Below are 20,948 nucleotides of genomic sequence, written 5' to 3'. Positions count from 1 at the left end.
CTTTTCAAATATTTATCTTTATACAGTCTGTCATTTTATAAAAATCATCCGAACTGTTGTCTACTCAGCGTTTAATAAAAAATACCGCCACCATGATGGACTCTTACTATCATTTATTACCGGTATTTTTGGGTTCTTTGATGAGGTCATCTGTATCCGTTACCAAATCTTTAAATTGATTTTTTTCACTGACCCGCTCATCAAACTCGAAAACACGGCCATCATTGACTATAGCTTTATCGTTATTGTGTACCTGAACCCGTTTAAATTTGATCAACGCGTTAATAATGACCCGGGTTTCAGTCAAGTTCACCGGATAACTGCCCAGTGGCTTACGTGTCATCATATCTTCAAAGGCAGTTAGAACCATGCTTAAATCTTGGGCTATTAACCCTGAAATTCGTAGATAGCCAATAAAAGAAGCGAGAATAATCAATAATAGAGAAATAAAGATGGCACTGGTCATGAGTATAATTTCGACTAAGTTTGCACCGCCGGGATAATAGTAATAAATATCCCAATTAGTGCCGGCAACCTTCATTTGTAAGCTTTCACTCTGCCAGGTATCGACTCGCTTTCCTGACGAACCTAACACCAGTTTCGCTTGCCTTAGCTCTATATATCCGTCGTTGACTGCCGCTGCCTCTATACTTTTATTAAAAAAATCATAGTTCAAACTCGCCAGAATCACACCAACGACCTGATTGTTGACCATAATTCTACGGGTTATCGCAAGATGTCGGTCCGCACCTGCATAACCCTGTATTCCGGGCGGCTGATTGTTAGTTAACGTTTCACGTACCATATCAAGATCAGCAAATCCCATACGGGGCGCGGTCTTTTCATCAAGCTGACTAACTCCGGGTAATAACAATCTGATTTTTAAGGCATCCGGAAAATACTTTTCAAGCTTTTCGGCTACCGTTATTAATAAAACAGGGTCAGCACTGGTAACGGCAGTCAAAACGTCCGGATCCTGAACCATTTTATTCAGTGTTCTGTTCAGCAGATCTATCTGCTCAGATAAAGTTAATGCTACAGCATTGACAACCGTAGCCGCAGCATCTCGCTCAACCTCAACGACCTTCGAGCCAGACCACCAATAAACACCGCCACCAACAATCAAAATCATCAATATCGCGAATGTCGTTAGCAAAACAAATACTCGCTTCATCACCCTACCCCATCAAAAAAATCAGCCTAAGAACGCATATAAAATAAGTTAAACAACTTGAAATACCGGCTTCATTGATCCCAAGCCCTTAATCGATACTCAGGAGAGCCTTGTCAAAAGATCAATTTGCCCAAGCGTTGTTATACACGTTATTTAATGTCGACCTGTATGACCAAAACCACCCTCACCCCTATCGGTCATCGTCGTAAAATCTGCTACCAGTTTAAAAGCGACTTGAACTACCGGCATGAATAATAATTGTGCAATCCTTTCGCCTGGTTGAACAATATAATCATTAATACCGTCATTGTGCAGAATTACGCCTATTTCACCAAGGTAATCTGAATCGATAATACCCAGGCCTTGTCCTACACGAACCTGACTATTCAGACAAAGTCCGCTTCTGCTTGCAACCACCGCGACTAATCCAGGATCCTGAATATTGACAGATAAACCTGTTCCAATCAATTGACTCATGCCCCCGGCAATCACTATTGCTTCTTCAATGCAGGCAACCAGATCAACTCCTGCAGAGCCTTCGGTTTTATAAGCAGGTATACCGTATTTTTCAAGCAAAGGGTTTACTATTTTAGTTTCGATTAGTCTTTTCATCTACTACATGTCATTAAAAAAAGGGTTATTATAACCCACTCTTTACGGAACACTATTAAGCTTAACGTTATTTAAAACCTCATAATTTGGTGATTTCAACGTAGCTGTTTGTAGAAAAAAACCGGTTAAAAATCACTGCAAAAAGTAGTAAATCCTGTCCGATTATTTTAGTCAAGCAATATGCCAAAAACTATAATAAGATAGCGCCAGTATTTACCACAAAAGAGCCATTACCATGCGTCGTTTTATTCTATTGAGTTTTCTTGCTTTTCCGGCATTTGCCATTGATGAGAAACCTCCGACTCTTGAAGCCGTACCAGAAACTCCAGAACTACCTCTGCCGGTACAAAGTGGAGAGACACTCGAACCTGATATTACCATTATTCGTAAAGGTAAAAAAACCATACAAGAATATCGCAGAGGCGGCAGACTTTATATGATTAAAGTAGTACCGGATATTGGCCCTCCTTATTATTTCATTGATAATGATGGTGATGGCAAAATGGATGTTCGAACTAATGAACTGGATAAAGGCAGTAACATTAATATGTGGAAAATCTTTGAATGGAATTAATCTGATCAGTGTCCGTTTATACGCCAATAAGCCACTCACAACTTGAACTATTCTTTAGTAACTACGCTCTCGGTGAAGTCATCAGTTTTGAGGGCATACAAGATGGCATTAACAATACCAATTATTTCGTAGAAACTACAAAGGGCCACTTTGTTTTAACCTTGTTTGAAACACTAACAGCCAATGAGTTAGCGCATTTTATGCGACTACTATCTCATCTTGTCAAACACAATATCCCCTGTCCGGAACATCAGTCAGACCGACAAGGCAAGGTATTGCATGAACTTAACAATAAACCGTCCGCAGTATTCAAGCGATTATCCGGGATGGCAATACTATCACCATCAATCGAACAATGTCAGCAAATTGGCAGGCATTTGGCCAAGGTACATCAGTGTACACAAGACTATATTTTCCCGGTAAAAAATAACAACGATCTGGACTGGTGTAAAACACTGTTGCATAGAATCGACGCCCGGTTATCGACTACAGACCGTGCCTTGATTAAAGACGAACTACTTTTTCAAGTCGCAAATAGTTCGGCAGATCTCCCTCAGGGCTTTATACATGCTGATTTATTCAGGGATAACGTCCTGTTCGTTAATAACCAACTCAGCGGCATACTGGATTTTTATAGTAGCTACACGGGAACACGATTATTTGATATTGCAATAACGGCTAATGACTGGTGCAGTGAAAACGGGAAGATTAATCCCGATAAACTAACCACCTTGCTCTCTGCCTATGAAAGCCTGAAACCGTTGGAAGTAATGGAAAGACGACATTGGCAAACCATGCTCAGAGCCGCCGCCTTACGTTTCTGGTTATCCCGATTGGAGCACCAAATTTATCCTCGCTCAGGTGACCTAATCCAGCAAAAAGACCCACTTGTTTTTCGACAACTACTACAGCAGCATCGGCAACAGCCTGTTAATTGACTAACCTGCGTCCACTCAAAATAATCAGCGTATTTCAGATAACAGCATTGCCGTCATGCTCTCGGCTTGTCGCAAATAACTGCCACCAAATAAATTCAGGTGGTTTAAAACATGATACAAATTGTAGAATGTTTTTCTAACGACATAACCGTCGTCTAACGGCCAAACAGCCTGATAGGCTGCATAAAAATCCTCACTAAAACCACCAAACAATCCCGTCATTGCCAGATCAGCTTCCCGGTCACCATAATAACAGGCAGGATCAAAAATAACCAGAACCCCCTGCTTATCAACAGCCGTATTACCTGCCCATAAATCGCCATGCAATAATGAAGGTTGTGGCTGATAATGTTCAAAAAATGCCGAAATATCGCAGCAAAGACGCTCACCATTGGCTTGCAGTCTGCCACCATAACCGTTATTTTTCGCCAGTTTTAATTGCAACCCCAATCGCTGTTCACGCCAAAAATCTGGCCAGTCATGGCTTTGACTATTAATTTGTAAGGTACTGCCAATGGTATTATTCCGATGCCAGCCAAAATATGGCTGTTGTTGCTGATGCATGAGCGCAAGTTGCTGCCCAAATAAACGCTCAGAGCCTTTATTCGAGCAGCCAAACTCAAGATATTCCAGTACCAAAAATGAATTCTCACCTGTTTTGCCGCAAACAACTGGCGCAGGAATACGAACTGATTGGGTTTTTGCCAGTTCCTGTAATCCTGCAAATTCGGCTTCAAACATGGCCAATAAATCAGCACCATTCAGCTTAATAAAATACGATCTATCTGCACCTTGCAATCGAAAAGCGGAATTGATGTCGCCACCAGAAAGCCTGTAAGCAGAGACAACGTTAAATGGCTGCCTGCTCACTGACTCAATCTGTTGAGAAATAGCTTGCCAATTCATCGATAAAAAATCCATAACCGTTAAGGTGATTTTCTGTGAATAATATACCCGACTTACCGGTTTTTTTATTCATGGATATCACCCAAGTTGACTAATTCGTAAGCGGCATTCGGGAATCAGTCAACCAGCGACTAATTCGCGAGCTTTCTTTTATAAATAATGGATGACAGAACCGACAACCCAATCATAATGGCACCGATCAGTCCCGTAATCACTTCAGGAATATGATGGGTCATGCTGATTAACATAATAGCGGCCAGTGAACCAATCGCATAATGAGCACCATGCTCCAAAAATACATATTCATCCAGAGTACCTTTACGTACCAGATACACTGTCAAACTTCTGACAAACATTGCGCCTATTGCCAAACCCAGCATAATAATAACAACATCTTGGGTAATCGCAAATGCACCGATAACGCCATCAAATGAAAACGAGGCATCCAATACTTCAAGATATAAAAAGCTCATCACGCTGCCTTTTTTAATGACTTCCGAAACTTCTTCGCCTTCTTCTTCGTCTTCAAATAAAGTTGCCAAACTATCAACGATAACATATAAAATAACGCCTGAAATACCGGCAACCAAGGCATCCAGGCGAATCGCATCGGGCAACCAGTTTTGGGTAATTAACAGCACGCCCAATGCCAGAATGATTTCAATCGACTCAAGCTTGCCAAATGATGCCATTTTTTTTTCTATATACCCCAGCCAATGCAATTCCCTGTTTTCATCAAAAATAAACGAGAAAAAGACCATTAACAAAAACATCCCGCCAAATGCGGCAATTTGTACATGCGATTCATTTAAATGCTGCGCATAAGTGACAGGATCGTGCAGCGCCATATCGGCTACGCCAAAAAAACCAAGTCCTGTAGCGACGGCAACAATTAAAATGGGAAACAGTAAGCGCATGCCAAACACGGCAATTAAAATCCCCCATGTTAAAAAGTACTGTTGCCAACGCTCATCCATGCGCTTTAATATCGAAGCGTTCACAACGGCGTTATCAAATGATAAACTCACTTCAAGAACTCCCAGAATAAGAGCGATTAACGCGCCCATTATTCCACCCCAATAAACTGCTATAGCCAGACAAATGGCTGTTACGATAAAAGAAAGACGAAAATACTGCATAAAATACCTTTTGATTAGTGTTTTTGTTCTGCAACTATAAGACTATTTAACTGAAAATCAACCTAATGAATGATAACGACGCTTTTATTTACGCCACCCTGCAATTGATTGATGCCGGACGCTTTATTGACAGTAAAGGCTGGGTTCCGGCAACCAGTGGTAATTTTTCCGCGCGATTGCCTAACGGGACTATTGCGATTACCGTTTCCGGCAGACATAAAGGCCAGTTAAAACCTGAAGATATTATGCAAATTGATACCGAGGCCAATTCTTTGGACGGGAAAAAACCGTCGGCAGAAACGGTACTGCATACCACCTTATATAAACGTTTTCCAGAAATCCAGTCAATATTGCACCCGCATTCTCTGAATGCTACCCTGATTTCAAGAATTTTTACATCTGAAATCGTCCTGGAAGATTATGAACTATTAAAAGCGCTGCGTGGTATTACCACACATGAATCCCGATTTGTAGTGCCGATTTTCCCTAACGACCAAAACATACCTCGCCTGGCAGAGCTTGTAGAGCATTACCTGGATAGCCACGGAGACTGCCAGGCCTATATCATTGCCGGACATGGACTTTATACCTGGGGAAATTCGGTACAAGAAACGCTTCGTCATCTTGAGGCGCTGGACTTTTTATTTGATTGTGAACTACGACTACATGGAGTCAAAAACTGATGAGCGCATTAACTATTTATCCTGATAACCAGCCCCAATACGGCGAACAATACACCGACTTTAACTCTATCCAAAAACAACTTGGCAATATAGGTGTGCAATTTGAACGCTGGGAAGCCAAGTTTACACTACCTGACGCTGCCGATCAGAAGTCCATACTTGAAGCTTACGCTGATTCCATAGACAAATTAAAACATCAGTGCAGCTTCCAATCCGTAGATGTAATGAAGCTAACGCCGGATCACCCGGAAAAAATTGCCTTTCGAGAAAAATTTCTGCCCGAACACATCCATGACGACTTTGAAGTGCGTTTTTTTGTCGAAGGCCGTGGACTATTTTATTTACACAGCGAAGATAAAGTCTATGCCGTATTGTGCGAACAAGGTGATTTAATTAGCGTACCTGCCAATACCACTCACTGGTTTGATATGGGTGAAAATCCTCGATTTACCTGTATACGCCTGTTCACCACAGCCGATGGCTGGGTAGCCAATTTTACCGGTAGCGAAATCGCCAAAACATTCCCGACATTTGACGAATACGTTGCCGAACTCTTATGATTAAAGCCATCATCACCGATATTGAAGGCACAACCTCATCATTGGCTTTTGTCAAAGAAGTACTGTTTCCTTATGCACGGGCAAACCTGGCTGATTATATCCACCGTCATGCACAAGAGCCAAAGGTTAAAGCATTGCTGGCAGATTCTTGCCGGGAAGCAGGTACAGAACTTGATACCGGACAGATAATTGCACAGCTTATACAATGGCTCGATGAAGATAAAAAAGTAACGCCATTAAAATCGTTGCAAGGTTTAATCTGGGAAGCAGGTTATCAAAAAGGTGATTTCAAAGGCCATATTTATCAGGATGCCGCAGCTTGCCTCAAGATATGGAAAGCCAAGGGACTAAATTTATACATCTATTCATCCGGCTCCGTGCAGGCGCAAAAACTATTATTTGCGCATACTGAATATGGCGATTTAACACCCTTGTTTTCGGATTACTTTGATACCCATATTGGTGGTAAGAAAGAAACGAAATCCTATGAAAAAATAGCCCAGCAGATAGGTATTTCGACAAATCAGCTATTATTTTTATCGGATATCAAAGAAGAGTTGGATGCTGCCAAAGCCGCCGGCTTTCAAACTTTATGGTTAACCAGAGACAGCACTCCTGATCCACAAGCCGAACACAGGCAGATAGGCAGTTTTGATTGTGTAGTTTTGGAAGATTAAATTATCATATGAGTTATAGCCAGTAGAATAAACAGGCTGGTGTGATGTAAATTGGGATACAGAAAGCCAATAGATAAGATATTCCAAATTATACTTTTTTAATGCCGATTACTTACTGCTAACGGTTTTTACAAAAAATACGATGGCTAATAATTGGAAAGTCATATCTACCATCAACTTAATCCCTATCAATGTCGTAATTTATTTTTACTCGTTGCGAGGTACCCGCTTGGGTTTCAATATTTATGGCCTCGGTAATTTTATATTTTGATACCATGCCTCCCTGTTTGTTAAACAAACCTACCTTGGCGCCCACATAAAATTTTGGGGTCAGATATTGACCAACAGCAACCAAGGTATCCTGTAGTGTCTTGCCTTCTTGAACTTCAAACTCATCTATCCCCAGCTTATCGGTAATCCAGGCAGCCTTCCCGCCACCGTAGGATATTGCCGCTGCAGCCAGCATATTCCCTTCTGACTGGCTTACCTGATTTAATGGCCCACCGGTAACCAAATAAGCCAGTGCTTCCGATTCCGGTAATACGGGCTCTGAAGATATTCGGGTTTGCGGCGCTTTCAGTGAACCGGTCAATTCAAGAATGGCAGTCACTGTTTTACTTTTAGACACACGAATGGCTTCTACATCCAGCCAGGGATTATCAACAGGACCGTTAAATATAAAGCGGCCCTTGCGTACGGTAAGATCCTGCCCATAACTTTTGTACCGGCCTTTAACCATATCAACATTACCGCGCATGGCCATTTTCTCGCCAGCCGTTACAATATTTAAATTACCGGTCAGGTTGGTTACCAGTCCCTGTCCGGAAAAACTGACCTGCTTGCCAAGATCAACAGCTATATTGGTATCAATACGGATAGCGACAGGTACATTTCCTTCAACTATTTTTTGCCCGAGTATAATTTCATCCGGACTGACTTTTACGGCATTTTCAGGAATATCCTCCAGCAACATGACTGCTTTTTGTACTTTTAATTTCCCGCTAACCATCCCTTGTCCATCAGCAAATACCAGTTTTAAATCCGGCGAAACAGCTATTTGCGCTTCAGGCAACTTGGCAACCTCAAATTTTTCACCTTTCAGTATTAGCTCAACAAGACTGCCTGCTTGCGCCTGCAAATTTGCAAAACCATCAAGATTAATTAAGCCTTCACCCGACTTTGCCGTACCGGTTATCTGCATGCGGTCACTGCTTTCACCCGATGCCAATACCTCAAGTTTAACGTCACGAAGGCTGATACCTAAATCATCAACATCGGCACCGCCCTCTGTAAAACTTATTGCGCCACTGGCTCCCGGTTTGTTCAATGTGCCTTGTAAAGCCAAATCTGCATTCAGTTGTCCTTTAATATTCGATAACTGGAGTACAAAAGGATTCAGTAATGCAAATTCATGCATTGATGCCGTTATGTGACCGGACAAAGCTTGCGTCTTGCCGGTATCAATTTGTACTTGGGCTCGTAAATAATCCTGACCGACCAGCTTCATATCGATATCTGCCGATACCTTATCACCATTAATAATCCCTGATAGAGATGATGCACCTAAGGGAATTTTTGTTACCGCGCCACGGGGGCCTGATAAAATCGTCATCGGCGGACTATCGATTCGATAATTTCCGGAAAGCAGTCCTTCTTGCTGCTGTAGATCTGCATTGATATTAACCAGGCCGTTTAACTGCAATTGTTCAGATGAATTGGCTGACGTTAGTAACGCAGGTAATACAGAACCGTTAATTTGAATGCGATTGACTGGCCCGCCTGAGGCAATCGCATGAAGATTAATATCACGAAGACCAATCTCCTGCCCGGTAATATCAACAAATCCATTGGCAAGGTCTATCTGGCCCGATATAAGTGGTTTTTTTACAGACCCTTTCACGCTTAAATCTGCGGTTAATAAGCCTTTAGTCCCTGATAATTGTGGAACAAACGCTTCCAACAGGGCAAATTCACGTAGTGATGCTGATATCTGACCACTAACAGACTGACTTTTACCGGTATCCACTTGTAACTGACTACGTACATAATCCTGGCCTGCCAGCGCCAAATCAATATCTGCGGAAACAATATCATTTTTAAGTTTTCCTGACAGCCTCGATACATTTAATGCGAGTTCTTTACCTTGAAATAAAAGCAGGGACGGTGACAGTTCAAGTTGATAATCACCGGTCAACAAACCTTTTTGTTTTTGTATTTCCGTATTGGCATTAATTGTGCCATTTAGCTGTATCTGCTCAGGTAAATAAGCCTTCATTAGCGTCGTAGGTAATGCCATGGCTTTAAGAGCAAGTTTAAGATCGCCGTTACCGGGATAACTTCCATGCGTACAAAGTGAAGCAGTTTTTTGAATCAGGCAGGCTTCATCAAAAACCACATCAAGTCCTGAAGGACTTTGAGTCATATTAACAACCAGATTTTTTTTCAGTCGCCAAGAACCTAAATCCCGGGGATTTAAATCCAGCTTTGAAAAGTCACCATGCCAGTTACCCGCTTTAAGACTCCCGGTTAATACTGTCGATAATGTTCCGTCGACAGAGTTAATATCCGCTTTAAAACTATGCTGTAACTGTGTACCCAAACCATCAAGCCGAACTGAACTAATCTGCACTGCACCACTTTTTATGGCACTTGCTGACAACAGAATTTTCGACGTTTTTTGCGGTTCCTGAGAATAATCAATATTGATGGCTAGCTCCCCTGCACTGTGCTCAGCGAAACGCAAGCGCTTGCCCTGAGCCTGAAATTTTACATTCGGGTTATGCCATACCCCCTGAAATTGCCCATCACCTTTCAGACTACCACCGAGAGTTGGCCACAACGCCTGTAAATCCGGAGTATCAATAGACAGTTCAAGCTTTGCCTGCTCTTGCCCCATGGTGCCGTTGACAGCAATTTTATTGGTACCTGAATTAATGTGTAACGCATCAACCTTGAGCACATCACCATTTATAACTAAATTGCCATTTGCGCTAACCGGCTTGCCACGTAATTGCCCCGACAGCTTGTTTATAGTGGCGTCAATTTGTAACGCCTTGGCATCCAATTGACCTTTAACATGACTATTGAAAGTCAGGTTTCCGGGCAATTCGGGAAGTAATATTGCCGGATTAAAATCCTGTCCCGTTGCAAGTAAATCAAAAAAGGGCGAATCCTGCCAGGAGACATCGCCACTGATTTGAAATAATCCGGTCTTTGATTGTAGTGCCAATTTTTCAATGGCAAGAGCAGTCTGGCTACCTTTACCCTTAAATGACACACTGGCCTCAGGTAAATACTGCTGGGTTAATTGCCCATTTAAGATCACCTGGTAATCGCCAAGCAAACCCTCCAACTCAACACTACCCTGTTCACTTTTTATCTGGGGTTCAGGACCGGTAATTGGCCAGGCAACTTTACTCCAATCGGCACGCGCAGCTATTTGCGGTCTGGTTTGCAAATCATCCAAATGACCTTTTAAAGTCACTTTAAAAGGCGAGGATAACCGGTTGTCGAACAAAAGCTTGTTAATGTCACCAGTAATCGTTGTTGAACCTTGCCATAAGCCGTTTTGCTGAGCATTAACCTGCCAATCAGACGTTATGCCAAAAGGAAAACCTTTACCTAACGTCATCTGCCCTTTTACTGTTGCCGCAATAGCTTGTGCATTAACAGTCAGTGCACTGATTTTAAGCTGATCACCTTCAGTCGCCAGCGCTAGCTGGAACTTTTCAAGTTTTTGCACAGCATCATTTTGATGAAACTGCATATCCGTGAGCAGAAAATTATCGACAATAATCTGTACCGGTATCAGCCATTTGGCATTCAAATCAAAAGTACTTTTTTCTTGCGGCTCTTTTGTTCCGGTAACACTCACATTTACATCAGTAACTACTACATCAATAATTTTTAAAGTACCCGAAAAAAGTTGGACAGGTTGCCAGGCAAAAACAAAATTATCAATAGCGACTGTTTCCGTAGCACTCTGATAATTAAAACCGGTCAACGACACACGATCCAGCAACCGGCCTGCTATTGTTGTAACTGAAACCTGTGCAGGCAAAACCAGAAAAACCTTTCGTAATAGCCAGTTGGTACCAGCTTCACTACTCATCAAGCCCAATAAGCCAACAGGAACAACCAGTACTATCCAGATAATCATCAAGAGAGCCAAGCGCTTTTTCATATTCTTGCACCTGCCGCAAAATGGATCTGAAAGGAAGAATTCGATTCATTCATGGGCATGGCAAAATCAACCCGAACCGGGCCAAAGGGCGAATACCAGCGCACACCGATGCCTACACCGGTTTTTAACACGATATTACCCAGATTAAAGGCATCACCACTATCGACAAAAGCAGAAACCCCCCAGTCATCAAAAACAGCCTTTTCATATTCAAGGCTGAGTACCGTTAAAAACTTGCCACCAATGACATACCCCTGACTATCCTTTGGCCCCAGTTCTTTATAACCATATCCGCGAATACTGTTAATACCACCGGCATAAAACCGATAGGTTGTCGGCAATTTATCAAACTGATCAACCAGTGTTGCACCCAATTCTGTTCGTCCAATAAACGTGCTACGCCAGGGTAACGGGTACATCCATACCGCAGACAAATCGCCTTGAAAAAAGCTGACCTCGGACAATGGATTTTTATAACTGCCACTGACATCAAACTTTGCCCGATAACCTTTATTTGGACGTAACAAATTATTCGAGACCGACTTAAGCCAACTACCACCGGGGACCAATAATAGTGTCTGGGTTGCTGTTGTCCCTATCGTAAAGTCTTCATAATCAAGATCGAGAAAAAGCGTCTGCTTCCAGCCACTGTCCAGAGCATTTTTTAAACGCCCCGAGATTATCACTGAAGCTGTCTTGAAACTGGAAGTATCTTCACGCTTGAGTCCGCCGCCAAAGCTGAAAAAATCGCTGACCGGATCATTTAAAGGTACATTATATTCTACGCTGGCAGTCGATAATACTGGTGAAAGGTCAAACTCTGAGGTAAGAAAATGGCCTTTACGATTCAAGCGTCGATTAATATACGACGCACTCAACAACGGGCCGATGTCGGTATCAAAACCGACTCCAAATGAATAATGATGCTTCTTTTTAGGCTGCAGGTTAATGGTAACCGGCACTTGTCCATCAATAGTGTCAGTATCGGGATCTATGTCTACCATCTCAAAATAACCGGTTTTCGACAGATTGTTATGAGTTTTAGCCAATTGTTCGCTGGTGTAAAATTCTCCGCTTTTTATCGAAATGTATTTTTCTACAAACTCAGGATTCAAAATATCCTGTTTAATGACAATCTTGCCAAAAGCCATGCGTTGTCCAGCGTCAAATACTAACTTGATTTGCGCTTGATTGAGCTGTTTATCAATGATCAATTTTTTTTCTGTAAACGTCCCTTTCAAATAGCCTTTTTCCAGGGCCAATGCCTCAATACGACTTTTCATCTTTTCGTATTGGCTATGATCAAGAGGACTCCCTGTTATTTTAACAAGTTTATCCCGCAATTTTTGAAACTCAGGGGCGTCATGGGCAGCGCCATTAATAATGACATCAACATCAGCAATATAAACCTGTGGACCTGGATCTATAGTAAAATCAGCAGTCCAACACGCTTCACCAAAAGCCAATGATTTTTTAACTACCGCATGGTAATAACCTAATGCCCGTAACCCTTGATCAATTTCTTGGTTGGCTTTGACATATAAGCGACGTATTTTCCATTCCGGTGCCTCGCACTTTTCCTTTTCCATGGACAACATAAGGCGAACATTATCGTTAACGTTACCTTTAAGCCCCGAAATATTTACTTCTGCAAAAATAGCAGGTGCGATAAAACTTAGCACCATTAATAATGGTGCTATTCTCATTGATCTTGAAATTTTCCACATTAAATATTGTATGACGTATTGTTTTTTATATTTCCAACGCCAACTATACCCTGCTTTTTGATCAGCAAGGAAAGGTAAGTAGACGATTGCCGTGCAAGTGGCTAAATTGTTACCGATAAGAAAGACATTTTTATAGGCACCGTTTGCTATGTACAGATTTTCAGATAAATAATTTCGATATTAACGGATACCATCCCTTGAAGGGATGGTATCCGTAAGAGCTTACTGCGACGTTTATTGGAAATTTAATTTCTGAAAGACTATAGCAACAAGGTTTACAGAGTAAATCACAACCCATCTAAAGAGCATTTATTTTCAGATAAAAACAATAATACCAAAAGAAGGTCATGCAATTTGATTTACATAATGCTTAAGCCTTATATTTTTATAAAAAATAAGCATGTACATAAAAACTGACATCAACCCGGTAATATCAGTCTTATCGTTTAAAATTTGTCTCAACAATCAAGGTAGCTTTGCCAATGAGTTTTAACAAAAAATTTATTCAATTTCTTAATAAATTGCCAATCAACCTGGCTTTAATAGCTTTTATGGCTTTTTGTATTTCTAAAAACAGCTGTGGAGAACCCTCTCTTGCAAATACCTTGGCAGCCCTAAAACCGGGTATCGTCGCAGTGGGAACCTATATGCCAAAACGCAATCCCAAGGCAGTTTTTCTGGCTACGGGGTTTGCAGTAGGTGACGGCAGCCTGATTGTTACCAACGCACATGTCGTTCCAGACAAGATTGACAATGAGCATATGGAACAACTAGCGGTTTTTTATCATAAAGATAATAACGATAAAGCTATCACGGCAGTAGCGATAGCGATGGATAAAGAACATGATCTGGCAATTTTAAAAATTACTGAAGAGCGCTTGTCGCCTCTTAAATTAGGCTCCGTGTCATCAGTGCGCGAAGGACAATTGTATGCTTTTACCGGTTTTCCTATCGGTATGGTTTTAGGGCTTTATCCGGTTACTCATCGAGGCATAGTTTCGGCAATCACCCCCAATGTGATACCGATGATCAGAGCAGAACAGATCAATGCAAAAATACTCAAACGACTGCAAGATCCGTACAATGTCTTTCAGTTAGATGCAACGGCTTATCCTGGAAATAGTGGCAGTCCTCTTTATGATCCTGATACGGGACTCGTTATAGGCGTCATTAATAAGGTTTTCGTACAGGAAAGCAAAGAAAACGTCTTATCAAAGCCTAGTGGAATTTCTTATGCAATACCTGTTAACCACGTTGAAAGTCTTCTTAAAAAAGCGCTTTAGTGACCAAAGCTAATGTCTTGTCCGTACTTCATTTCATAAATACCGAGAATAAAAAATGAGGTTACGTTATAGATAACATCTCTTTGATGGATGTTATCTATCCGGACTGACAATGATAGCCTGATTTGGTAAAGCAAGACTTACAAAACAACCCGGTTCACATCAAAAAACAATAAATTATTTTCGTTCAAACAAGTTATAGACAAAAAAACCCAAATAAATTGTCACCACCAGTATAACCGGCTCCAATGACAATAAGCCAAGTCCGGTAACAGCAGGGCCGGGGCAATAACCGCTCATACCCCAGCCAATGCCAAAAATGACGGTACCGAATACCAGTGATTTATCAACCGACAATTTTTTTGAAAGGTGAAAACTCTCTGCCAATAATGGAGCTGGGCGTTTAAGAATCCATCGGAAAGAAATAAAAGCAACAGCCAATGCACCCACCATGACAAATATAAGACTGGGATCCCAGTTACCGGTAATATCAAGAAAATTGATTATTTTATTTGGATTAATCATCTGTGCAAGTGACAGGCCTATACCGAATAGTATGCCGCAGAGTAAAGCGATTAGATTTTGCTTCATAGGGTAAGCTCCAAGCTATGACGAATAATATAAACCGTTATCATGCCTGTCATCATAAAGGTCAGTGTGGCGATTAATGAACGAATCGATAAATTGGCAATACCACAAATACCGTGTCCACTCGTACAACCTCCGCTCATACGCGTACCAATACCAATCAGAATACCACCTACCCCCAATAAAAACAGCGGATAATTTTGGCGGGGTACATTAAAATCAGGCATCACCAGTTGAAAAATAACAGCGCCAAGAATCAGTCCGAACAAAAAAATCAATCGCCACATCCGATCGTTTTTTGGCGCAAAAAAGACACCGTTCATGATACCGCTAATTCCCCCTATACGGCCATTAAAGAGTAAAAGTAAAGTAACGCTGATGCCAATCAATGCACCGCCGCCTAATGCCGAAAAAGGCGTAAAATTTTCCATGACTATCTCAAAGTAAAAGTTAATATCAAGTCTGCCAGGTCGTTAAGTTTACAACCGGCAATAAAAACAATATTAGCATAACCTACTATACTTATTGAAATTTATCTTGTCCACTCCTGCCCTGCCTTGTATTTAAGACCCTATGTTATAAACTCAGGCCTGTTTGGTTACAGCTATACCTCAAGTAAATTGTCGACTATTTAAGCGAAAAGGCTAATTCTATCTGATAACCATAAAATCAAGAATTCTAAAAAAAGGTGTATCCGGCTACAATAGCTCCATTTAAACTCAGACCAGAAGTTAAAAATGGACGTCATCCAACGTATTGCCGAAGAATTATCTGTTAATAGCAAACAAGTCAAAGCAGCCGTTGCGTTGCTTGATGAAGGCGCTACCGTGCCTTTTATTTCCCGCTATCGAAAGGAAATTACCGGGGGACTCGATGATACTCAGTTAAGGCAACTGGAGGAACGTTTACGTTATTTACGCGAACTCAACGAACGGCGCAAATCTATTCTCGCCAGTATTAGCTCGCAAGATAAACTGACACCTGAACTGGAAAAGGCCATTACCGAGGCTGATACCAAAACACTGTTGGAAGATTTATATTTGCCCTACAAACCCAAACGCCGCACCAAAGCACAAATCGCCCGTGAAGCAGGGCTTGAGCCGCTGGCTGATGCCATTCTTAACGACCGTAACCTGATTCCGGAAGACATCGCTATCGCTTATATTGATCCCGACAAAGGGATAACGGAGACTGCTGCCGCTCTGGATGGCGCAAGACAAATCATTATGGAACGCATTTCTGAAAATGCCGAATTATTGGCTGAACTACGCGAACGGGTCTGGCAAAAAGGACTTGTTCACGCCACCGTCGTTACGGGTAAAGAACAGGCTGCCGAAAAATTTAAGGATTATTTCGATTATCAGGAAGCTATCAATAAAATTCCTTCGCACCGGGCATTGGCTTTATTCCGGGGACGTAATGAAGACTTATTGTCACTAACGCTCAAACCCGGTGCAGAAGATAAAGAAGAGCATACACTTTGCGCCCAGTTTGTTGCCAAACATCTTGCGATTAAGGACACATCAAAACCGGCTGATGCCTGGCTGGCAGAAACGGCCCGCTTTGCCTGGAAAGTTAAACTATTTACCCGCATTGATCTGGATTTAAAGCTCAGACTCCGTGAAGCCGCTGAACTGGAAGCTATTCGCGTTTTTGCCAGTAATTTAAGAGACTTGTTGTTGGCTGCCCCTGCCGGCCCCAAAGCCACGATGGGACTTGATCCAGGCATACGTACCGGTGTTAAGGTTGCCATTGTTGATCCTACCGGAAAAGTGCTAGCCACCGAGACTATTTACCCACACCCGCCACGTAAAGATTGGGATGGAGCAATGGCAACCCTGGCAAAACTGATCCAAAAATACCGTGTTGATCTGGTTAGTATCGGTAATGGTACGGGTTCAAGAGAGACGGATCAACTGGTTGCGGATGTTATGAAACAGCATAGTCAACTTAAGTTTACCAAAATAACCGTTTCAGAAGCCGGTGCCTCGGTTTATTCAGCCTCCGAACTTGCTGCCAAAGAATTTCCCAATATGGATGTGTCACTGCGTGGTGCAGTTTCTATTGCCAGACGCTTGCAGGATCCGCTGGCAGAACTGGTTAAAATTGATCCAAAATCCATCGGTGTTGGTCAGTATCAGCATGATGTCAATCAGTTTCAATTAGCCAGAGGGCTTGATGTTGTCGTTGAGGATTGTGTTAATGCCGTCGGTGTCGATGTCAACACAGCCTCCATCGCTTTGTTAAAACAGGTCTCCGGTTTGTCAGCCAGTGTGAGTGAAAATATCGTGGCTTTTCGCGATGAAAACGGCCCTTTTATTAACCGCAAGCAATTGAAAAAAGTACCCCGACTGGGCGATAAAGCTTATGAACAAGCCGCAGGATTTCTGCGTGTCATGAATGGGGATAACCCGCTGGATGCCTCTTCAGTCCATCCCGAAGCCTATCCGGTTGTTGAAGCCATCATAGCTGGTACGGGTAAATCTATCCGTGACCTTATTGGCCAAAGCGGTTTTTTACGCACACTAAATCCTGCAAACTATACCAATGAGCATTTCGGTCTACCGACTGTTACTGATATTCTACAAGAACTGGAAAAGCCGGGACGCGATCCACGGCCGGAATTTAAAAGCGTAGAATTTAAAGCCGGTATCGAGAAAATGTCCGATCTTAAACCGGGTATGAGACTGGATGGAGTAGTGACCAATGTCGCTAACTTTGGAGCCTTTGTTGATATTGGCGTACATCAGGATGGCTTGGTACATATCTCTCACTTATCAGATACTTTTATCAAGGATCCCAGAGAGGCCGTAAAAACCGGTGATATGGTGAAAGTTAAAGTACTGGAAGTGGATATCGAACGCAAGCGTATCTCCTTATCCATGAAAACCAATACCGATACCGTTGAAGCCAGACCTGAACGAAATAACCAAAAACCGGTTAATAAACCCCGACAACAAGTGCCAGCGCAAAATTTAATGGCTAATGCCTTTGCAAAAGCATTTAAAAAGTAAATAACAATAGCTCTGCTAGAGCTTGAATCTTATTAACATACCCGCAGGATTTGATATGATTAAATTCAATCACTTTTACATTTTTCTTCCTTTCATCTCCCTGTTTATGGCCCATATGCCAATAGCTCAGGCAGATAGCCCGCAACAAAGCTATAGCAATCAAGCTGATGCCAGCTTACAGCAATCAAGCTATGGTGAAAAAATCGGTAATAAAGCACTAAATGCCTTTGCCAATTTAGCTACCAGCCCATTGGAAATACCCAAAGATATCATTAACACCATAAATCAAAGCAATTTTTTTTATGGTGTATTTGGCGGGTTTACAAAAGGTCTGGTTAACACCTTGGGACGAGCAGGTTGCGGCATTGCTGATTTAATAACATTGCCAATACCGACCCAACCGATTGCACACCCGGTTTATATTTGGGATGATTTTGATATGGATACAACTTACGGTGAAGTATTGCGTCTCGATAACACAAAAAAAACAGATCAATCGATTATAGAACCCCCTATAACACAGGCAACTCCAACCCCAACACCTGTAGCGACAACACCAAAGACCGCTATAGTTGATCGTTCAAATCAGTACAACCAACAAACCAATAAAAAGCTGGATACGCTATTTAATAATAAAATGCAGAAATAACCCCGGTGCAACTCGAATCGTGTTGGTAATTAAAGAACAGATAATAGAAAGTCTTTGGTTTATAGACACCTTGGTTGATTAAGCTACATTATTCCCTTTAGGCGTGCCGTGTACGCCTTGAAAACCAAGACACACAACGCCCTTTCTGCTTAACTAATTCCAGGACTCTATAACACTAATATGACCGTGTTTATTTTGGAGGTGGCGAAGTAATGAGTAGCAGCATTTTTACCCGACCATCCACTTTTTGTTTACCCACATAACCTATAGATCCAGGGGTTGATGCCACAAAACGCAAGATGGCTTCTTCAGAAGCCATTACCTTAGGAGGACTAATACCGTTAAAATATTGAATATTCCAATAATCGTCCTGCTCTTCCGGTAACATTGAGAAAAGAGCTAATGAAAAGCTGCGTCGCAAGGGATCATTGACTGGCAAATTTAATGGAACCCAACGATTTCCTTCCATGTCCATTTGACTTTTACGCAGATAAATGAGGCCTAATGCATCAAATGAAAGTGTATTAAGCGGGTTACTTACAGCGGTTATTACCGCGATAGGTTCCACAGCGCCTACCGGAAACCAGGCACTCAATATAGTAACAAGTAGCGCGTAGGCGATGCACATGTTCATCAAAACAGTATGGCAAACGACGCTGAGAAGCCGTCGGGCGCTAGTGTTTCATTATGCGAGCCCAGCTGATAGTCTAATTTCCAAATAATCGGAGGCAAAGGTCTATAAGCCAATCCTAACAATCCGACTTGTCCTGTTTTATTCTGTATTTGTTCAAAAAATTCATAACGCCCCACTATAAACCAATGTTGGCTTATAGGAGCTACGCTTTGGACAAAACCTTGCCCAGTGCTTGGAATATTGGCATGATCACTGGTGCGGTAAACTAATTCACTACTAAGCTCAAATTTCTTATAAGACCACGCAACATCAAGTCCGGCCAAATAATAACGGGTAGACTGTAAATCATGCAGAACAAAATCAGCAGCAGAAGCGCCGATCTGCAACGTGTCATTCAAGAAGTAACGTAAATGTGCCCCCAGTGCATTGTCAAAAGAGTTTTTTGATCGGTGCGGATCAATGTTATCAGTGACATCACCATAAACACTATATTCAAATTGACGATTAACAACATTAACAGAGCCATGCAACATGAGGCCTGAGGCATGGGTGGAGAATAAATTTTGAGTCGCAACCGGGCGAAAGGTAGTCCAAACCAATGGAGCTGCATGAATCAGGTTCCATTCGCCGACAGGAGTAAGAAACTTTCCCAGTCGCACAGTCAGATTATTATTCACCAAGCTGTCGAGATAAAACCGTTCAAAATCGAATTGGGCATTCTGTACACCCAACGATTGATGGCTACCTGCACTCAGTAACTCGCCCGCTTCCAATTCCGAAAAAAAATGCAGTCGTGAGCCATTATCCCAGGTCAGAAACAAACTAAGATCGCTCACCTCGAAACTCCAGGGAGCTGATCGTGGTACGTTGATTTGTGTACTGGCATAACCACCAACACGTAATCCGGTTTCACCCACCGAATAGCCAGTACCCAGCCGATAACCGCCATCGACTTCATTAGCGACTGCTGTTATTGGTATCAATACCATCGACAACGCAGCCACCAATAAATTAAAAAGGGTAAAGACACGCATAAGTTACTAAGTCAGGGTAATATTTTTCAGGAAATTCATCGAAGCAAAAATAAATATCGATGATATAAGAAACTTACAGGCTATTCAGTGTAATAGTTATTCATAGCACACTGCCAATCTGAATTAATTCACGACGTAAGGCAGTACGCAGAAAATACCCGCCCAGAATCCGCCTAGTTCCCACGCTCCGCAGTCACTGCCATTAAGTTAAGAAATAAGGAATCAAAAAACATGTTTTTTGACTCCCCATTATATAGTGACTGCTGGAGTACAAACCTAGGTTTGTACTCCATGTAAAAGGTATTTCAACGCTTAACTTAATGGCAGTGACGCCGGAGCGTCGAAACGATAGGGTGGGGGTTATTTATTGCGAGTTACCTAACAATACCTTCGTCAAAATTTAAGCCGCTCTCGCATGAATCCTGCCAATTTCTGCGGCTTGGAAGATACGGTCGTCGATTAAAAATGTGTCATCATTTTTGTCCAGCGAATTAATAATCCGCTGCGTGTATTTTCGGGCTCTGAAGATGGTTTTCAAATCCAGCATACTGCCCTTGTTGGTTCCCTCTATTT

At 42.0% G+C, this 20,948-nt stretch carries 18 protein-coding genes; 8 read left to right on the top strand and 10 right to left on the bottom strand.

Annotation, left to right across the window (positions count from 1 at the left end; all coding sequences use genetic code 11):
- Positions 1–109 precede the first annotated feature (109 nt).
- Both N7974_RS11405 and dut read right to left on the bottom strand, forming a co-directional pair.
- Positions 110–1,174, bottom strand: coding sequence for a hypothetical protein (locus N7974_RS11405; RefSeq protein ID WP_262965740.1), 1,065 nt, complete (start codon positions 1,172–1,174; stop codon positions 110–112).
- Between the two features lie 153 nt (positions 1,175–1,327).
- A complete protein-coding gene (gene dut / locus N7974_RS11400) occupies positions 1,328–1,786 on the bottom strand; it encodes a dUTP diphosphatase (RefSeq protein WP_262965739.1) in 459 nt (152 codons plus the stop codon).
- 235 nt (positions 1,787–2,021) lie between these two features.
- On the opposite strand from dut, the gene N7974_RS11395 reads away from it, so the two are divergent.
- Both N7974_RS11395 and N7974_RS11390 read left to right on the top strand, forming a co-directional pair.
- Positions 2,022–2,360, top strand: coding sequence for a DUF2782 domain-containing protein (locus N7974_RS11395; protein WP_262965738.1), 339 nt, complete (start codon positions 2,022–2,024; stop codon positions 2,358–2,360).
- Positions 2,361–2,368: 8 nt separating this feature from the next.
- Positions 2,369–3,298, top strand: a complete 930-nt coding sequence (locus N7974_RS11390) for a homoserine kinase (protein ID WP_262965737.1) — start codon at positions 2,369–2,371, stop codon at positions 3,296–3,298.
- A 24-nt stretch (positions 3,299–3,322) separates the two neighbouring features.
- Here the strand turns inward: N7974_RS11390 and N7974_RS11385 are convergent, their stop codons facing one another.
- Both N7974_RS11385 and N7974_RS11380 read right to left on the bottom strand, forming a co-directional pair.
- A complete protein-coding gene (locus N7974_RS11385) occupies positions 3,323–4,204 on the bottom strand; it encodes a fructosamine kinase family protein (protein ID WP_262965736.1) in 882 nt (293 codons plus the stop codon).
- A 131-nt stretch (positions 4,205–4,335) separates the two neighbouring features.
- Positions 4,336–5,343: a DUF475 domain-containing protein gene (locus tag N7974_RS11380; RefSeq protein WP_262965735.1), complete on the bottom strand. Its 1,008-nt coding sequence runs from the start codon at positions 5,341–5,343 to the stop codon at positions 4,336–4,338.
- 65 nt (positions 5,344–5,408) lie between these two features.
- Here N7974_RS11380 and N7974_RS11375 point away from each other — a divergent pair, with 65 nt between their 5' ends.
- From N7974_RS11375 to mtnC, 3 genes are read left to right on the top strand one after another with little or no spacing between them, the layout of a single operon-like run.
- Entirely contained in the window at positions 5,409–6,026 is a 618-nt protein-coding gene (locus N7974_RS11375) for a methylthioribulose 1-phosphate dehydratase (RefSeq protein ID WP_262965734.1), read from the top strand.
- The gene (locus N7974_RS11370) at positions 6,026–6,586 is read left to right on the top strand and encodes a 1,2-dihydroxy-3-keto-5-methylthiopentene dioxygenase (protein WP_262965733.1); all 561 of its coding nucleotides are present in this window, start codon (positions 6,026–6,028) and stop codon (positions 6,584–6,586) included. Before N7974_RS11375 ends, N7974_RS11370 begins: the two co-directional genes overlap by 1 nt.
- Positions 6,583–7,263 (top strand): acireductone synthase, encoded by a 681-nt coding sequence (gene mtnC, locus N7974_RS11365; RefSeq protein WP_262965732.1) that lies wholly within the window; start codon positions 6,583–6,585, stop codon positions 7,261–7,263. Before N7974_RS11370 ends, mtnC begins: the two co-directional genes overlap by 4 nt.
- Before the next feature lie 178 nt (positions 7,264–7,441).
- On the opposite strand, the gene N7974_RS11360 is transcribed toward mtnC, so the two are convergent.
- Positions 7,442–11,446 carry a translocation/assembly module TamB domain-containing protein gene (locus N7974_RS11360; protein WP_262965731.1) on the bottom strand — a complete coding sequence of 1,335 codons (4,005 nt, stop codon included), beginning with the start codon at positions 11,444–11,446 and terminating at the stop codon, positions 7,442–7,444.
- Positions 11,443–13,152, bottom strand: coding sequence for an autotransporter assembly complex protein TamA (locus N7974_RS11355; RefSeq protein ID WP_262965730.1), 1,710 nt, complete (start codon positions 13,150–13,152; stop codon positions 11,443–11,445). The genes N7974_RS11360 and N7974_RS11355 overlap by 4 nt, the downstream gene beginning before the upstream one ends.
- 503 nt (positions 13,153–13,655) lie before the next feature.
- On the opposite strand from N7974_RS11355, the gene N7974_RS11350 reads away from it, so the two are divergent.
- Positions 13,656–14,456 carry a S1 family peptidase gene (locus N7974_RS11350; protein ID WP_262965729.1) on the top strand — a complete coding sequence of 267 codons (801 nt, stop codon included), beginning with the start codon at positions 13,656–13,658 and terminating at the stop codon, positions 14,454–14,456.
- 177 nt (positions 14,457–14,633) lie between these two features.
- On the opposite strand, the gene N7974_RS11345 is transcribed toward N7974_RS11350, so the two are convergent.
- Positions 14,634–15,047 carry a DUF6691 family protein gene (locus tag N7974_RS11345; protein ID WP_262965728.1) on the bottom strand — a complete coding sequence of 138 codons (414 nt, stop codon included), beginning with the start codon at positions 15,045–15,047 and terminating at the stop codon, positions 14,634–14,636.
- Positions 15,044–15,475, bottom strand: coding sequence for a YeeE/YedE family protein (locus tag N7974_RS11340; protein ID WP_262965727.1), 432 nt, complete (start codon positions 15,473–15,475; stop codon positions 15,044–15,046). Before N7974_RS11340 ends, N7974_RS11345 begins: the two co-directional genes overlap by 4 nt.
- Positions 15,476–15,781: 306 nt before the next feature.
- Here N7974_RS11340 and N7974_RS11335 point away from each other — a divergent pair, with 306 nt between their 5' ends.
- Positions 15,782–18,058: a Tex family protein gene (locus N7974_RS11335; RefSeq protein ID WP_262965726.1), complete on the top strand. Its 2,277-nt coding sequence runs from the start codon at positions 15,782–15,784 to the stop codon at positions 18,056–18,058.
- A gap of 55 nt (positions 18,059–18,113) precedes the next feature.
- Positions 18,114–18,707, top strand: coding sequence for an exosortase system-associated protein, TIGR04073 family (locus N7974_RS11330; RefSeq protein ID WP_262965725.1), 594 nt, complete (start codon positions 18,114–18,116; stop codon positions 18,705–18,707).
- Positions 18,708–18,897: 190 nt separating this feature from the next.
- Here N7974_RS11330 and N7974_RS11325 read toward each other — a convergent pair whose 3' ends face one another.
- Positions 18,898–19,341: a type 2 periplasmic-binding domain-containing protein gene (locus tag N7974_RS11325; protein WP_262965724.1), complete on the bottom strand. Its 444-nt coding sequence runs from the start codon at positions 19,339–19,341 to the stop codon at positions 18,898–18,900.
- A complete protein-coding gene (locus tag N7974_RS11320) occupies positions 19,341–20,375 on the bottom strand; it encodes a hypothetical protein (RefSeq protein ID WP_262965723.1) in 1,035 nt (344 codons plus the stop codon). Before N7974_RS11320 ends, N7974_RS11325 begins: the two co-directional genes overlap by 1 nt.
- Positions 20,376–20,948: the final 573 nt, after the last annotated feature.

It is taken from the genome of Methylobacter psychrophilus, assembly GCF_025583945.1.
In the GTDB taxonomy this organism is placed as follows: domain Bacteria; phylum Pseudomonadota; class Gammaproteobacteria; order Methylococcales; family Methylomonadaceae; genus Methylobacter_C; species Methylobacter_C psychrophilus.
This window is presented reverse-complemented; position numbering and strand designations above follow the sequence as displayed.

Bases quoted from the DNA above. Each gene is read 5' to 3' on its own strand.
- N7974_RS11405 (WP_262965740.1), bottom strand. From the start codon at position 1,174: ATGAAGCGAGTATTTGTTTTGCTAACGACATTCGCGATATTGATGATT.
- dut (WP_262965739.1), bottom strand. From the start codon at position 1,786: ATGAAAAGACTAATCGAAACTAAAATAGTAAACCCTTTGCTTGAAAAA.
- N7974_RS11395 (WP_262965738.1), top strand. From the start codon at position 2,022: ATGCGTCGTTTTATTCTATTGAGTTTTCTTGCTTTTCCGGCATTTGCC.
- N7974_RS11385 (WP_262965736.1), bottom strand. From the start codon at position 4,204: ATGAATTGGCAAGCTATTTCTCAACAGATTGAGTCAGTGAGCAGGCAG.
- N7974_RS11380 (WP_262965735.1), bottom strand. From the start codon at position 5,343: ATGCAGTATTTTCGTCTTTCTTTTATCGTAACAGCCATTTGTCTGGCT.
- N7974_RS11375 (WP_262965734.1), top strand. From the start codon at position 5,409: ATGAATGATAACGACGCTTTTATTTACGCCACCCTGCAATTGATTGAT.
- N7974_RS11370 (WP_262965733.1), top strand. From the start codon at position 6,026: ATGAGCGCATTAACTATTTATCCTGATAACCAGCCCCAATACGGCGAA.
- mtnC (WP_262965732.1), top strand. From the start codon at position 6,583: ATGATTAAAGCCATCATCACCGATATTGAAGGCACAACCTCATCATTG.
- N7974_RS11360 (WP_262965731.1), bottom strand. From the start codon at position 11,446: ATGAAAAAGCGCTTGGCTCTCTTGATGATTATCTGGATAGTACTGGTT.
- N7974_RS11355 (WP_262965730.1), bottom strand. From the start codon at position 13,152: ATGAGAATAGCACCATTATTAATGGTGCTAAGTTTTATCGCACCTGCT.
- N7974_RS11350 (WP_262965729.1), top strand. From the start codon at position 13,656: ATGAGTTTTAACAAAAAATTTATTCAATTTCTTAATAAATTGCCAATC.
- N7974_RS11345 (WP_262965728.1), bottom strand. From the start codon at position 15,047: ATGAAGCAAAATCTAATCGCTTTACTCTGCGGCATACTATTCGGTATA.
- N7974_RS11340 (WP_262965727.1), bottom strand. From the start codon at position 15,475: ATGGAAAATTTTACGCCTTTTTCGGCATTAGGCGGCGGTGCATTGATT.
- N7974_RS11335 (WP_262965726.1), top strand. From the start codon at position 15,782: ATGGACGTCATCCAACGTATTGCCGAAGAATTATCTGTTAATAGCAAA.
- N7974_RS11330 (WP_262965725.1), top strand. From the start codon at position 18,114: ATGATTAAATTCAATCACTTTTACATTTTTCTTCCTTTCATCTCCCTG.
- N7974_RS11325 (WP_262965724.1), bottom strand. From the start codon at position 19,341: ATGAACATGTGCATCGCCTACGCGCTACTTGTTACTATATTGAGTGCC.
- N7974_RS11320 (WP_262965723.1), bottom strand. From the start codon at position 20,375: ATGCGTGTCTTTACCCTTTTTAATTTATTGGTGGCTGCGTTGTCGATG.